Annotated in this window: 12 protein-coding genes; 4 read left to right on the forward strand and 8 right to left on the reverse strand. The window is 46.8% G+C overall.

Annotated elements, in window-relative coordinates; all coding sequences use genetic code 11:
* Positions 1-186: 186 nt before the first annotated feature.
* Positions 187-405, reverse strand: a complete 219-nt coding sequence (locus DY78_RS10915) for a hypothetical protein (RefSeq protein ID WP_033613538.1) — start codon at positions 403-405, stop codon at positions 187-189.
* Between the two features lie 252 nt (positions 406-657).
* Between DY78_RS10915 and DY78_RS10920 the strand changes: the two genes are divergently transcribed.
* Entirely contained in the window at positions 658-5,112 is a 4,455-nt protein-coding gene (locus tag DY78_RS10920; RefSeq protein ID WP_024625278.1) for a SpaA isopeptide-forming pilin-related protein, read from the forward strand.
* 100 nt (positions 5,113-5,212) lie between these two features.
* Here DY78_RS10920 and DY78_RS16805 read toward each other — a convergent pair whose 3' ends face one another.
* From DY78_RS16805 to serC, 7 genes are all read right to left on the reverse strand, one after another.
* A complete protein-coding gene (locus tag DY78_RS16805; RefSeq protein WP_268872505.1) occupies positions 5,213-5,344 on the reverse strand; it encodes a hypothetical protein in 132 nt (43 codons plus the stop codon).
* 91 nt (positions 5,345-5,435) lie between these two features.
* Positions 5,436-6,278, reverse strand: a complete 843-nt coding sequence (locus DY78_RS10925; RefSeq protein WP_024625277.1) for a helix-turn-helix domain-containing protein — start codon at positions 6,276-6,278, stop codon at positions 5,436-5,438.
* Between the two features lie 260 nt (positions 6,279-6,538).
* Complete coding sequence (locus DY78_RS10930) at positions 6,539-8,206, reverse strand: peptide ABC transporter substrate-binding protein (protein WP_024625276.1); 1,668 nt, start codon at positions 8,204-8,206, stop codon at positions 6,539-6,541.
* 162 nt (positions 8,207-8,368) lie between these two features.
* Positions 8,369-10,033: a peptide ABC transporter substrate-binding protein gene (locus DY78_RS10935; RefSeq protein WP_024625275.1), complete on the reverse strand. Its 1,665-nt coding sequence runs from the start codon at positions 10,031-10,033 to the stop codon at positions 8,369-8,371.
* Between the two features lie 154 nt (positions 10,034-10,187).
* The gene (locus DY78_RS10940) at positions 10,188-10,622 is read right to left on the reverse strand and encodes a GNAT family N-acetyltransferase (protein ID WP_024625274.1); all 435 of its coding nucleotides are present in this window, start codon (positions 10,620-10,622) and stop codon (positions 10,188-10,190) included.
* An 11-nt stretch (positions 10,623-10,633) separates the two neighbouring features.
* Complete coding sequence (locus tag DY78_RS10945) at positions 10,634-11,803, reverse strand: phosphoglycerate dehydrogenase (protein ID WP_024625273.1); 1,170 nt, start codon at positions 11,801-11,803, stop codon at positions 10,634-10,636.
* Positions 11,790-12,893 (reverse strand): 3-phosphoserine/phosphohydroxythreonine transaminase, encoded by a 1,104-nt coding sequence (gene serC / locus DY78_RS10950; protein ID WP_024625272.1) that lies wholly within the window; start codon positions 12,891-12,893, stop codon positions 11,790-11,792. The genes DY78_RS10945 and serC overlap by 14 nt, the downstream gene beginning before the upstream one ends.
* Positions 12,894-13,269: 376 nt before the next feature.
* Between serC and DY78_RS10955 the strand changes: the two genes are divergently transcribed.
* The 3 genes from DY78_RS10955 to DY78_RS16860 are packed head-to-tail and all read left to right on the forward strand — an operon-like array spanning position 13,270 to position 14,539.
* Positions 13,270-13,893 (forward strand): histidine phosphatase family protein, encoded by a 624-nt coding sequence (locus DY78_RS10955; protein WP_024625271.1) that lies wholly within the window; start codon positions 13,270-13,272, stop codon positions 13,891-13,893.
* A gap of 13 nt (positions 13,894-13,906) precedes the next feature.
* The gene (locus DY78_RS16855) at positions 13,907-14,260 is read left to right on the forward strand and encodes a hypothetical protein (protein WP_338043899.1); all 354 of its coding nucleotides are present in this window, start codon (positions 13,907-13,909) and stop codon (positions 14,258-14,260) included.
* Between the two features lie 15 nt (positions 14,261-14,275).
* Positions 14,276-14,539, forward strand: coding sequence for a GyrI-like domain-containing protein (locus DY78_RS16860; RefSeq protein WP_338043900.1), 264 nt, complete (start codon positions 14,276-14,278; stop codon positions 14,537-14,539).
* The last annotated feature ends 258 nt before the right edge of the window (positions 14,540-14,797 follow it).

A 14,797-nucleotide genomic window follows, 5' to 3' on the forward strand; every position in this document is an offset into this window, starting at 1 on the left:
CAGGTTATGCTGAACAATTTGTCCAAAAATTCGGATTAAATTTGCAATCTACCTTACTTATATAAAAATGCCAAAAAAGCGTCTTAGTAATATTGTAATGTAACGATTATAAATAATATTTATGCGAAATAACGTTGCTAACATAAAAACCGCGGTCTCTGGTTTCAGAGACCGCGGTTTAGTTAGTTAATGTTCGTTTTCGTTATCATCTGTATCAAGGGCTTGTAATTTAAGTCGCCCGAAAATGTCTAGGCCGATTCCTAAAATGACCATGCCCATCAAATAAAGTTGTAAGGTGACGTGCATCGTGGCGGGGTTAGCTTGGTTAGTAATCAACGCGGCCCCAATAACGGTAATTAGCGCAAAAAATAGGCGCCCATTCATCATAATTAATTTACGATCCAAAATCATTTTCCTCTCAGTTATGCCTACTAACTTACTTACTGGCCAAAAGTATAAATGCGATAGCGTTTGCAAGTCAATTTATTTGCCAAATTTCACCTGATATTTATTTATTAGTATTTCCTACTATAATAAGTAATTTTTTAAAATAATTGTTATTGTTGAAAGTAGCGAAGGTGGCTTATAATTAAGGGGTACGATTAGTTGCTTGCAGTAACTAATTTTGTAACTCCTAGATAGAAGGGAGGGAAATGCATGCAAATAAAACAAATTAAGGCGTTCTTAGCCGGAACCGCGACTTTATTAACATTGTTAGCGGCCAATATGACTAAGGTACAAGCTGATGATGGTAGTACTACGGCAACAACGAAGGCCGATGCTGCTACGATGACGAGTACCAGCGCTGCCAAAGCGGCGTCACAAGTCACGTTACGTAGTGGCAATCAGTCGGCAGCCACTAGTGCAAGTACAAGCGCGGTGAGTGTCAGTAGTGGTGCGGCGACTAGCTCAAGTAGTGCAGTTGCCACGAGTGCCAGTTCGACAAGTAGCAGTGCCACGGCTAGCGCTAGTAGTAGCGCAATTGCGTCCAGTAGTACGGCGACATCAGTTAGTTCCGCGAGTGCCGTGAGTTCGTCGGCGACCGATACGACGGTCCAACCAACGGCCACTAGCTCGACTGAAACGACTGATAGTGCCACGCGTCAATCTGCTAGTCAAGTCCAGGCGCAAGCCAAGTCCGCCAATGCGGTGGCTGCTAATAAACAAAGTCAGACGACGATGTATGATGCGACTGTAACTAGTCAAAAAGGCTCGTCAACGGTAACGCCAGTAACTGCGACCCAGACGCGCACATTAATGCGGTCGATGAGTTTTGCAAAAATGCAAGCACTAGCGACGGCGGCTGCCAAAGCCTTAGCGGTTAGTGGAGTTGATGCCAACGATGCGACTGTGACAGACAATGCCGGAAATGTTTACAGTGCCAGTGATGCGTTAAGTAGTTTTAGCAGCTATGTTGCGACATACCATTGGACGATTCCGGATGCTGCGTTAGTGACTGCCGGTGATTCTGCGACGGTTACCTTACCTAGTAATGTCGTTTTTACCGAAAAAACGGAAAACATTGCGGTAGTGACCAAGGACGGCGACATCGTTGGCTACTTTTCAGCGGCGGCAGGTACTCAGAGTGGTACATTAACTTTTAATGATTACTATGCCGATAACACGATGGTCCAACGGGGTGGTCAGTTAACGTTCAATGTTCGTGGCTCAGATACTACGGCGGGTGATGCGGATGCCATCGTTAATAAATCGGGTTGGCAAACGATTTACAATGGTCAACCCGTTTTTGCCTGGGATGTTGTCGCCAATATGAAGAATGCGGATTGGAAAAATGTGACTGTCGTTGATAACTTGGGCCAATACCAAACGCATTTTGGCTCGATGGATATTCAACTAGGTAGTTACGTCAATGGTTCATTTGTAAAGACGAATACGTTAGGGACGTTTAACTTCGAGACCAATACGTTTACTTATGCGGCTGGCGTGAGCGCGCCACAAGTGACCGTGAACTTGAATGGTAATGAATTGTCATTACACTTCGATGAATTGACGGCGGCGGTGGAGTTCGCTTATTACGTTTCAATTGATCAAGAAAGTAATATTTATACGAATAGTGCTAGTGCCACTTATACGCCAGCGGATGGGACACCTAATCCCAATACTGGTGTGATTGACCCGGCCACCACGACCGTTAATGCCCAAATCACTTATGGTGGTAGCGGTACGGCTGGTGGGACGGATATTTACCAATTAGTCGTAACCAAAACCGATGCGCAAACGCAACGGGTCTTAGCCAATGCGACGTACGAATTACGTGATGCTGATGGCACCGTTTTACAAACAAACTTGACGACGAATACGAGTGGCCAATTTATTGTTGGAAACTTAGTCGCCGGAACTTATTTGTTAGTTGAAACTGCGGCGCCGGCGGGATATGAGTTGGATGAAACTGCGCATACCATCGTGATCAGTGCCGCTAATGCGACTAATAAATTGATTACGGCAAACGTAACGGATATGGCGAAAACTGGTAAAGTGACGGTCACGAAAACCGATGTAGCCACGAACCAAGTGTTGAGTGGCGCAACTTTCACCTTAACGAATGCCAGTGGTACCGTAGTCGCTAGTGGGGTCACTGATGCCAACGGCCAAGTCCAATTTACCGGCTTAGCCCAAGGCACGTATACCTTGCGCGAAACGCAAGCGCCAAGTGGTTACCAGTTGAGTAATGCGACGCAAACAGTTGTCATTGGTGAAACCGGCACGTATGACGGTCAATATTCATTTACGAATACGGCTAAAACCGGAACGATTACCGTCAACAAGGCCGATGCGGCGACACGGCAAGCTTTGCGCGGGGCAACGTTCACGTTAACGACTAGTGACGGCACGGTGGTGGCCACAGCAACCACGGACGCGACTGGTCAAGCGACTTTTAAGCAAGTGGCTCAAGGTAATTACACCTTGACGGAAATGCAAGCGCCAGCCGGTTACTTGATTAGTGGTCAGCCAATTGAAATTAACATTGGTGAAACGGGCACTTATCAAGCGACGTATACCGTGACCAACGTTGCCAAAGTCGGTCAGATTACGATTACTAAAACGGATCGTGCGACCCAACAGGCGCTGAGTGGGGCGACCTTTACCTTGACGAATGCGGCCGGGCAAGTGGTGGCAACTAAAACTACTACGGACAACGGTCAAGTAAGCTTTGATAATGTGGCGCAAGGGACGTATACTTTAACGGAAACCAAGGCGCCGACTGGTTATCAAATTGACCAGGCAACACAGATGGTGACGATTGGTGAAAATACGACTTATGCGGCCACTTTGACGTTCACGGATACGCTAAAGACGGGTCAAATCCAAGTGCTTAAAACCGATACTAAGACGCACCAAGCTTTAGCGGGGGCGACCTTTACTTTGACGAATGCGGCCGGTGAAGTGGTCGCAACCAAGGTGACGTCAACCAACGGGCAAGTGGTGTTCGAGGATATCGCCCAAGGCACGTATACTTTGACCGAAACGGTGGCACCAGCGGGATATTTACGCGACAGTGTTACCCAAATGGTAACGATTGGTGAAACTGGGACGTACGCGGCACAATTGACGTTTACGGATACCGCTAAAACGGGCCAAATAATCGTCAATAAAGTCGATGCCGCCAACCAACAAGGTTTAGCGGGCGCCACCTTTACGTTGACCACGCCAACGGGTCAAGTCGTGGCAACTGCTACGACGAATGCCCAGGGGACCGCCATTTTTAATGATGTGGCCCAAGGTGCTTATCAGGTAACGGAAACGAATGCACCAGCTGGGTATCAACTTGATAGTCAACGGCAAACTGTTACGATCGGTGAAACGAGCACTTACTTAGCCAACCTGACGTTTAGTGATCACGCTAAAACGGGGACGATTACGGTAACGAAGACGGATCGTGCCACCAAGCATGTTCTCACTGGGGCAACCTTTACGTTAACTGATGCAACGGGTAACGTCATTGCTACGGCAACGACAACGGCCAGTGGCACGGTAACCTTCAACGACTTAGCACAAGGTGTTTACACCTTGACGGAAACGAGTGCGCCCACGGGTTATTTGCTAGACAGTGTTAGCCAAAGCGTTACGATTGGCGAAAGTGGGACTTATGCCGCTCAGCTGACCTTTAAAGATACGGCTAAAACGGGGACGATTACCGTCACTAAATTCGACCGGACGACTAAACAAGCGCTACGAGGCGCAACGTTTACGTTGACTGATGCCGATGGCCAAGTCATTGCCACGGCCACGACGGACGCCACGGGCCAAGCTAACTTCAGTGGGGTTGCGCAAGGAACCTACACCATAACTGAAACCGCTGCGCCGGCTGGCTATTTACTGGATAGTCAACCGCAAATGGTGACGATTGGTGAGTCGGGCACTTACGCCGCGACTTTAGCGTTTGTTGATACGTTGAAGCCGGTGGTACCAGCGACCGGTACGTTAACGATTGTCAAAGTCGATGGTCAAACCCAAGCCCGGTTAGCCGGAGCCAGCTTTAAACTGGTTGCCAGCGATGGCACGGTGGTAGCGACTGGAATGACCAGCGTTGATGGTCAATTGACATTCAATAACTTAGTGTTAAGTCAATATCAATTAATTGAAACGGTCGCTCCGACTGGCTATCAACTAGATAGTCAAGCGCAGCTAGTGACCATTAGTGAAGCAGCCTTGACGGTGAAGTTGACGGTGGCCAATACGGCACTGCCGACGGAACCCGAAACACCAACGGAACCAGAGACGCCGACGGAACCCGTAACACCAACAGTTCCACAAGATGATCACCTGCAAGTTAATCATGATGATGATCAGATTACGGTGACACCGGTACGACCAGACAGCAATGATACGGTGGTACCTGCAACGAACGGGGCCGCTCAGACAACGCGTCGGACAGCCACCATTCCAGCGACACCGCAATCGGTTAAGTCGCGTCAGGTGACGGTCGCTCAAGCAGCAGTGATGCTGCCAGCGACGCCCCAAACACCAACTACGAAGAAGCCAACTTTGCCACAAACGGATGAACAGTCCGCAGTTGTAGCGATGTTGCTCGGCTTGATGCTATTACTCAGTCTATTTGGCTGGGAATATCGTCGGGTTCGCCATGCTTAACCAAAATAAAAATCGCTCACAAAATGGGATTTTGATCTCATTTTGTGAGCGATTTATTTTTATAGTTATATTTTAAGTATGGCATCATTGCCAGCGAACATTAGCGACGATTTTGGCCGGTGTGTTCATCATGTTTGATGCGAACGGGTTGTGCTGCGGGAACGCGATTACCAGCAACCACGCCAGCAATGGCAGCTAGACCAGCTGCCGCTAATAAACCTGCTAATAACATTAGACAGGACCTCCTTATCGTCTAAACCAATTCCACTTGATACTTGCAGTTTAGGCGATTTAGTAAGGAATTGCAATTAATATGCCGGGCCTTAAAGAGAATTTGAATAACTTGAAATTTTCTTAAGTAATTGACGATTGTTATTGATGCGGGCAAAAGCCGCCGCATCACTTAATAACTCGCGTTGGGCTGTTGCATCTTGCGTTAATTGCGCTTGCAAAAACTTCACTTTCGCAACATAGAAGGTTACGTGGAACTGTGCACAAATCTTAACCGCGTACGCGAGTAACTTTTCGCTCTGGTCATTTTCGTGAATGCTGGCGTAAAAACTCCCGGTGTAAAATGCTAAGTTGATGACGCGCCAGACGCTGGCCGTGGTTTCTAAGGATAAATCAGGTAAGGCATGCCGCACTTTTTCAAAATAGTACTGAGCCTTGTCGTTTTCATTATTATTTTGATACGCAATACCAGTACCGCAATAAGCTAATTGCGTATAAATCGTCGCGTGTTGTTCATCTAAATCGGTAATGATTTGGTCAAAGTTAAATAAAACGTCACTGATTGGCCGTTGGCTTAAGGCGGCAACGTAACCTTTTAAGAAGCAATACTGGAGTTTGGTTTCTTGGTCATGCCGTGGTAAATCCGCGATTTGATTGAGCCGCTTTTCGGCATCGTCATATTCGCTAGTGATTAAATCGAATTCAATTTTTTCGAGTTCTTTTAAAACGGCGGCGTCGGCGACTCGTTCAGTTGGAAAAACATCTTCCAATTGTAAATGGAGTCGTTGACAGAGTTGCGCCACAATACGAATCGCTGGCGCCTTACCGTTGTTTTCAAATTTACTTAACGTTGCTTGCGTACAAATCCCGTCTGACAAGGCTTTTTGGGATAATCCAAGTGCCTTGCGTCGGGCGATGAAAAGTTCAATATTCATGCTGGCCGCGTTCCCTTCAAAGTTAACTAATATTCGAGTTGTAATGGGTTTCAATTCTCATTAAACAATGTTGATATAATTTTGTCAACATGAAAACGGCATAGCCGTTATTCTAAAAATATATTATTGTGCCAGGTTGGTTAATCAGCTTTAGACGCCCATCAGTTTCGATAATCGTATGATAATTTTATCATACTTGGCGCAAATAAAAGCGTCTGAGCAAGGATTCTCAGACGCTAAATTGGTATTAATGGTATGAACTATTTCGCCATATAGGCACTCTTGAAGTTGTAATTGATACCGGCCGTGTTATAAACGAGCCCTTTCAACTTCGGATTGACCATTTGGGCGATGACGTTTTGTGAAAGTGGGGCGACCCCTTGATCTTCACCAATCGTCTTTTCTGCCTTAGATAGTGCCGCCCACCGTTTGCTAGTACTGGTCGTGCTGTTAGCGGTCTTAATTGCTTGGTCGTAAGTGCTGTTGGTCCACTTACCGAAGTTGTAATCGTTAGTCGATGTCATGATGCCTAAGTCCGAGATGGGGTCGGCGAAGTCGGCTTGCCAAGCGGAGATAACGAGTTGGAAGTTACCGGCAATTTCCCGGGAAATACGGGTCTTATAAGGTACTGTGACACTGTTAACTTTCAGTCCTGGCAGTTCCTTTTCCAACTGACCTTGCACGTATTCGGCTAAGGACTTCATTTGATCGGTATCATCATGCGTCAAAGTTAACGTTAGCTTCTTTTTGCCGAGTTCTTTCAAACCAGCGGCCCAGAGTTTTTTCGCTTTGGCGTTATCCTGGGTGACGGAACTAGTGACGGTGTTTTCAGTGGCGAAGTCTTTGCCAGTTGTTGGGTCAGTCGCTAAACCACTCGTGACAAAGCCTTTCGGGGTCACGGAACCGTCGCCTAAGACGTCACTGACGAGTTGTTTACGATTCAAAGTTAAGGACATTGCTTGGCGAATCTTCTTGTTCGCCAAGGCTTTCACTTTCTTCTGGTTGAATTCCAAGTAGTTCAACCGTGACGACTTGCGGATAACGAGTTTACTATTGTTCTTTTCATTTTTAACTTGTTGGCCGGACAAGGTCGCTTCATCCAATTTACCGCTTTGGAACAAGTTGAAGGCGGTGGTAGTCGACTTAACAACTTGGTCATTGATACGGGTTAAGTAAACGTGTTTTTTATCCCAATAATTCTTATTACGAACTAGCGCCCAAGTTGAATTCGTCCCTTTCCAGCCAGTCATCTTGAAGGGGCCGTCGTAGACCATCTTGCTAGAGCTCGTCCCGTATTCTTTCCCGTATTTTTCGACCGCATGTTGATTTTGCGGGAAGAAGACGACGAAGCCCATCAGTAACTTGAAATATTGCATGGGTTTTTCCAAGGTGACAGTTAACTTATACTTGCCATCAGCTTTGATGCCCAAAGTAGCCGGCTTCTTTTTACCCGCGGTGATTTTATCCGCGTTTTTAATGCCGGAATATAAGTAAGCATATTGTGAAGCCGTCTTAGGATTAACCGTGCGACGCCAGCCATAAACGAAGTCTTTAGCGGTGACTTGATCGCCGTTGCTCCATTTGGCATTCTTACGTAGCGTGAACGTATAAGTCTTTTTATCTTTAGAAACTTTGGTACTGGTGGCGATGCCCGGTGTCACTTTGCTGTTCGTGCCTAAACGATAGAGGCCTTCTTGCGAGTTACTGATCATCGTGCCACTAATGACGTCTGTCGCTAATGAAGGGTCCAAAGTTGTAATATCTTGGCCGTTTTCGGACCAATTCAAAACCTGAGTACTTGCCATCTTACTCGTGGTGTTACCAGCATTACTACTGCTCGATGAGCTTGTTTTGCTGCCGCACCCGGTTAATAATAAGCCGACCGTTGCGGTCACAGCGACGGCGGTTGCAGTTATTTTCCATTGCATATATGTATAACCCCCTAGAACAATCTATGTACAAAAATGAGAATACATTAAAAACAGATTAAAATCAATATTATTTTTTTAATTTACACAAAAAACTACTAGCGTGGTGGTCAGAAATTGCGGCCACCGCGCTAGTAGCACGGGCATCAAACTTATTAAAATTTATTTTGCCATGTAAGCACTCTTGAAGTCGTAATCTAAGCCGGCCGTGTTATAAACGAGGCCTTTAAGCTTTGGATTTAACATTTGCGCAATGACGTTTTGTGATAATGGGGCGTCGCCTTCTTCAGTCCCAATTGTCTTTTCGGCATCGGACATCGCGTTCCAACGAGTCGTTTGATTAGTGGTGTTGTTAGCCGTTTTGACATCCGCATCGTAGGCGCTATTGGTCCACTTACCGAAGTTGTAAGAGTTATCAGTAGTCATGATGCCTAAGTCCGAAATTGGGTCGGAGAAGTCCGCTTGCCATGCAGAAATGACAAGTTCGAAGTTGCCGGCCGTTTCACGTGCCAGCCGGTTCTTGTATGGTAATTCGATACTCGTAATCTTCAAGCCTGGTAATTCTTTGGTCAATTGACCTTGGACATATTCGGATAAGGCCTTCATTTGGTCGGTATCATCATGCGTTAAGGTTAACGTCAGACTCTTCTTGCCGACTTCCTTTAAGCCTTCCGCCCAGAGTTTCTTCGCTTTGGCATTGTCGTAAGCCGTTGATTGCGCAACGGCATTTTCAGTGGCGAAATCTTTACCTGTAGTGGGGTCAGTCGCTAAGCCGTTCGTGACGAAGCCATGGGGTACGACAGAACCATCGCCTAACACGTTGTTAACGAGTTCTTTACGGTCAAGAGTTAATGACATTGCTTGCCGTAACTTAGTATTCGCTAAAGCGGGTACTTTCTTTTGGTTGAACTCTAAGTAATTTAGACGGGATGTCTTACGAATAACGAGCTTGGAATTGTTCTTTTCGTTCTTAACTTGTTGTCCGGATAAGACGGCCATGTCGAGTTTGCCGCTTTGGAATAAGTTGAAGCCAGTCGTGGTTGATTTGACATCTTGGTCATTGATTCGTTGCAAGTAAACGTGTTTTTTATCCCAGTAATGGTCGTTGCGAACCAGCGCCCAAGTGGAGTTGGTGCCTTTCCAACCGGTCATCTTAAATGGCCCATCGTAGACCATCTTGCTGGAAGTGGTCCCATAATCTTTGCCGTATTCTTGAACCACTTTTTGATCTTGTGGGAAGAACACGTCGAAACCCATTAATAGCTTGAAGTATTCCATTGGTTTGGACAAAGTCACGGTTAATTTGTACTTGCCATCGGCTTTGATGCCTAAAGTGTCAGGATTCATTTTGCCAGCGCTAATCTGGTCGGCATTTTTAATACCGGAATAAATGTATGCATATTGCGAGGCCGTCTTTGGATTGACGGTCCGCCGCCAACTATAAACGAAGTCTTGGGCGGTCACGGGATCACCGTTACTCCATTTGGCGTTTTGCCGTAATGTAAAGGTATACGTCTTTTTATCCTCAGAAACTACCGTCTTAGTGGCGATTCCGGGTAAAATTTTATTGTGCGCCCCAATGCGGTATAAGCCTTCTTCAGAGTTGCTGATCATCGTTGAACTGATGACATCGGTTGCTAGCGATGAATCCAAAGTCGTAATATCTTGGCCGTTTTCCGACCAGTTCAAGACTTGTGATTGCGCCATACTACTTGTTGTATTACCGGCGTTATCTGAACTTGCAGATTTGCTTTTACCACATCCTGCTAATAAAACCCCCGTGGTTACCGTAACTGCGGTAGCCTTAGCTATTGTTTGCCATTTCATAAAAGTCCCCCCAGACTTGCTTATGATATAAAAATGAGAATACATTAGAAGATGATTAAAATCAATCTTAGCCGATTAATAAGGAAATTAAACCTGCCAACTAAAAAAACGTGATTAATCCGGTGAATAACCGATTAATCACGTTTTTTATATGTTAGCGGCGCCAACGCATATTATATTCAGGTTGGTTCGTTGTTTTATCAATGCTTTGGCGATGTACTTGAAAACCACTGTGATGATAAAAAGCCACGGCGGCGCGGTTGGCGACGTAGACATCTAGTTGTAATTTAGTTTGCTGAGTTTTGGCGGTATTGAGTAAGGCGGTGCCAACTCCTTGTTGTTGGGCGTCGGCCCGTACAAAAATACCAGCGATGTAGTTGCCTTGTAGGCCGAGAAACCCTAAAATCTGATCACTGGTCGTAGCGACGATTAATTGGGCAGCGGGCAAAGCAGCGCGGACGGCGGGGATTTGTTGCCGCCAATACTCCGCTTTGACAAACGGATGAGCGGCGAGATTGCCGGCTAACCAGATTGACATCAATTGGTCGAGCTGTTCGGCCGACGGGTGTTGCAAAACTTGAGTTTCCATACGAGTATCCTTTAGTGATGAATTAACAGTCGAACGCGCGCGACTGCCGGAATTTTATTTAACGCGTCAGTTAAATATTGACTGCTGTCGTGGTCCAAATCATCGACGTCAATAATAGTGTAAGCGAGGTGGCCCTTGGCGGCATTGGCCATGGTGGCAATGTTTAATCCCGCGTCGGCGAGCTTCGTGGTAATTTGGCCCACCATGTTAGGGACATTTTCGTGAATAATCGTGAAACGATAAGCGGCATTGAAGGGCACCGTTAAATTTGGCAAGTTAATGGCCGCGGTGACGTTGCCAGTCTCGAGGTAAGTCATGATTGTTTGGGCAGCTTGGGTGGCACCATTAACTTCGGCTTCAATCGTAGAACCACCGATGTGTGGCGTGACGGTCACGGCAGCTTGGTCCGCTAACTGGGGTTCACCAAAATCGGTGTAATAGTGTGCGATACGCCCATCATCAATGGCTGCTAATACCGCCGCGTTGTCGACGATGCCCCCACGCGAATAATTGAATAGTTGCACATCTTTCGGCATCGCGGTAATTTCCGGCGCGCCAATCAAATTCAAAGTGTCCTCACTTTTAGGTACGTGAACGGTGACGTAATCTGCGTTTTTGACTGCCATTTTTAACGTCGTGGCACGTTGGACTTGTTTGGCAATATTCCAAGCGGCATCGGCGGAGAGATATGGATCATAACCGATCACGTTCATCCCGAGGCTCAACGCGGCATTCGCCACTAATGAACCGACGTGCCCTAAACCCACGACAGCCAAAGTCTTCCCTAATAATTCGGTACCGTTAAATTTGGTTTTATCATGTTCGGTGCGTTGTGACACATCCGCTTCGGTGTGCGTCGCTGAATAATCGGCGGCGGCCATCAAGTTTCGCGACGCAATTACTAATAATGCTAACACGAGTTCTTTGACGGCGTTAGCATTACTACCGGGGGTGTTGAAAACGGCTGTGCCGTTAGCGTTGGCTGTATCAAGTGGAATATTATTGACACCCGCGCCAGCCCGGGCGATCACTTTAAGCGATGTGGGAAATTGATGGTCATGTAAGTCGACCGAACGAATTAAGTACGCATCGGGCTGGTCGGACTGATTGAGCTGATAGTTGTTAGTAAACGTGTTTAAACCGGCTGGGGCGATGGCGTTGAAAGTTTTAATTTGATACATGAGTCAAGTCTCCTTTAGTGTGGGCCTTTTCAAAAGTAGCTAAGTAATCGACGAGTGCTTGGACGCCAGCAATTGGCATGGCGTTATACAAGCTGGCCCGCATGCCACCGACTAGGCGATGGCCCTTTAAGTTGAGTAAGCCTTGTTCAGTGGCACCGGCAATGACTTGGGCGTCTAATGTGGGGTTACCAGTGACAAACGGCACGTTCATCGTCGAGCGGTCGGCCGGTTTAACTTGGTTCGTAAATAAAGTTGATTGATCTAAAAAGTCGTATAGGAGTGCGGCTTTTTGTTCATTTTGGGCTTGGATGGCGGTTAAGCCGCCTTGTTGTTTGAGCCATTTTAAAACTAGACCCGCGGCGTAGATGGCAAAGACGGGTGGCGTGTTAAACATTGAGCGCTTGTCGGCGAAGAGTTGATAGTCCAACATACTGGGCAGTTGTTGGGCGTGCCCGATTAAGTCGTCGCGGACGATGACGATCGTTAACCCCGCGGGACCTAAGTTTTTCTGCGCACCGGCAAAAATCATGCCGAAGTCCGACACGTCATAAGTTTGGCCTAAAAAGTTCGATGACATATCGGCGACTAAAGGTACTGTGCCCGTTTGTGGGAGCTTAGTGTACATCGTGCCTTCAATGGTGTTGTTCGTCGTTAAGTGCACATAGTCAAGCGTTTGATCGACGGGCGTCGTTAATGTGGGCAACGTGGTAAAATGCGTCGCTGCGGCACTGGCTAAAATATCGACTTGGGTATCGACGCGGCGCGCTTCTTCGGCGGCGCGACTGGCCCAATGACCACTATCAAGGAGGCCGATATTGTGATGCTTAGTAGCCAGATTTAACGGGGCTGCGGTGAATTGCAGGGTCCCGCCACCTTGAAAAAAGAGCACGCGGTAATTATCAGGAATGGCCATTAAATCGCGTAAGTCCTGTTCAGCGTTATTAATAATTTGGTCAAATAATGCGGAACGGTGGGAAATCTCCATGATACTCATTCCGGAACCTTGCATTGAAGGTAGTTCTGCTTGAATTTGTGCGATGACTGACGCCGGCATGACCGCCGGACCAGCTGAAAAGTTATACGTTGACATAAAAAATTCCCCACTTTCGAATTAAATGATTTTTTGCAATAAAAAAACGCCCCAGTAGTCGATTCGACCACCAGGACGGTTAAGTGTCAGTTTAATACCAGCCCAGGTCATCGAATGTTGATTGACATCCGTGCCTAGGCTAATTTTCCAAGCGAAATTAGGCCAACACAGATGAGTGTGTAGACCAGGAGGAGACGATTAAGTTAGCATTACGATTAATAGTCATAATAAGCACTCCTTAAATTTCGTTGCCTTAAATTTATCAAGGTCACTCGGTTTTGTCAAGCCAGCAAATGAGAAAAAACTGTGGCATAATTAATAAAACGAGTTCCATTCTAACAAATAATTAATTTAAAAAAGCGAGGCATGATTATCCATGACAACTTTTTACTGTGTCCGGCACGGTCAGACGACGGCCAACGCCCAAAACTTAAAGCAAGGGACTATCAATACGGTGATTACGCACTTAAATACGGTCGGGGAACACCAAGCCCAAGCCTTACACGCCACTTTTGATATCAGTTTTGCGGATCGGCTGATTTGTAGCCCACTCGACCGCACTAAGGCAACGGCGGCTATTTTGAATCATGGGCGCGACTTACCAGTGACGACGGATGAACGTTTATTAGAAATTTCATACGGGCAATGGGACGGGCAAGCGAATGATGCCTTAAAAGCGGAATATCCTCAATATTTCGATGCCGCCTTGCAAGATGTGTTACCAAGCTACGTGGAAATTGCCACCGCGGGGGAAACGTTTGACCAAGTGGTGACCCGGGTACAAGACTTTTTGATGACGACGGCAGCTGCCCATCCCGACGACCAGATTATTGTTGTGACCCACGGCTTTACGGTCAAAGCGATGGCCTTAGCGGTGTTACAACCACAAGATCCCATGAGCTTACCAGAGCCTGAAAATACGAGTGTCACCAAGATTACGGTCGACCCAGTGTTGCACCGGGCGTATATGAGTTACTATAACCGCCATACCGGTTTTTAAGGGGGCTTAAGGCGTGAAATATGAATGGCGTAAACAAGCTAAAGCTTTATATTTACCACCACAAACGCCGACGCCCATCACGGTGCCCCCGTTCAATTACTACACGATTAGTGGTCACGGGGACCCCAATGATATCGAATTTGGGGAACGGACGGCGGCTTTGTACGCAATGGCTTATGGGATTCGGATGATGCCGAAACAAGGGCTGACGCCGGATGGCTATTATGAATATACGGTCTTTCCACTAGAAGGACTGTGGACGTTAGACCCGGCGGATGTGGCCGCTGACGGCCAGTTTGATAAGGCTGATTTACAATATAAAATTATGCTACGGCAACCAGACTTTGTGACACCGGCCTTAGCATAGGAAAATTTAGCACGTATCAGTGCTAAAAAGCCCAATCCGTATAATGCCGAAGTGCAATTTGAAACATTGACGGATGGGCCGAGTCTCCAAATCTTACACCTTGGCAGTTACGACGATGAACCCGCTAGCTTTGCCAAGCTGGCCAGCTATGCGACCGAACATGGCTTGAAACGGCGGACGTTAGCGCATAAAGAAATATATTTATCGGACCCGCGGCGCATTGTTGCCAGTAAGCGTAAGACCGTTTTACGGTGGCTGATGACGACGGATGAGGCTTAACGTGTCGCCAATTTACGACTACAATAGAATTTGTAGCTGAAAGTAACCTAGCGATGTTGCTCTTTATTTTCAGTGGAGTACCAATCAGGCAGCAACAGCAGACATCACATATTTCTAAACTCCTAAGTGGACCAGTCCTAGCAATTAATGCGAGGACTGGCCTTTTTTGGTGAGATAATTTCGAAGGGGTAATTCCAGCTGTCATGGGGACCGGTCCAAGCCTGAGAAGCGGTCTTGGACCTCGCTTTTGAGCCTAAA

Origin of the sequence: Lactiplantibacillus fabifermentans DSM 21115 (assembly GCF_000498955.2) — a bacterium.
Classification (GTDB): domain Bacteria; phylum Bacillota; class Bacilli; order Lactobacillales; family Lactobacillaceae; genus Lactiplantibacillus; species Lactiplantibacillus fabifermentans.

What these genes read in the sequence shown, in the direction of transcription:
- DY78_RS10955 (WP_024625271.1), top strand. Translation starts at nt 13,270, where the DNA reads ATGACAACTTTTTACTGTGTCCGGCACGGTCAGACGACGGCCAACGCC.
- DY78_RS10935 (WP_024625275.1), bottom strand. Translation starts at nt 10,033, where the DNA reads ATGAAATGGCAAACAATAGCTAAGGCTACCGCAGTTACGGTAACCACG.
- DY78_RS10930 (WP_024625276.1), bottom strand. Translation starts at nt 8,206, where the DNA reads ATGCAATGGAAAATAACTGCAACCGCCGTCGCTGTGACCGCAACGGTC.
- DY78_RS10925 (WP_024625277.1), bottom strand. Translation starts at nt 6,278, where the DNA reads ATGAATATTGAACTTTTCATCGCCCGACGCAAGGCACTTGGATTATCC.
- serC (WP_024625272.1), bottom strand. Translation starts at nt 12,893, where the DNA reads ATGTCAACGTATAACTTTTCAGCTGGTCCGGCGGTCATGCCGGCGTCA.
- DY78_RS10920 (WP_024625278.1), top strand. Translation starts at nt 658, where the DNA reads ATGCAAATAAAACAAATTAAGGCGTTCTTAGCCGGAACCGCGACTTTA.
- DY78_RS10940 (WP_024625274.1), bottom strand. Translation starts at nt 10,622, where the DNA reads ATGGAAACTCAAGTTTTGCAACACCCGTCGGCCGAACAGCTCGACCAA.
- DY78_RS16805 (WP_268872505.1), bottom strand. Translation starts at nt 5,344, where the DNA reads ATGTTATTAGCAGGTTTATTAGCGGCAGCTGGTCTAGCTGCCATTGCT.
- DY78_RS10945 (WP_024625273.1), bottom strand. Translation starts at nt 11,803, where the DNA reads ATGTATCAAATTAAAACTTTCAACGCCATCGCCCCAGCCGGTTTAAAC.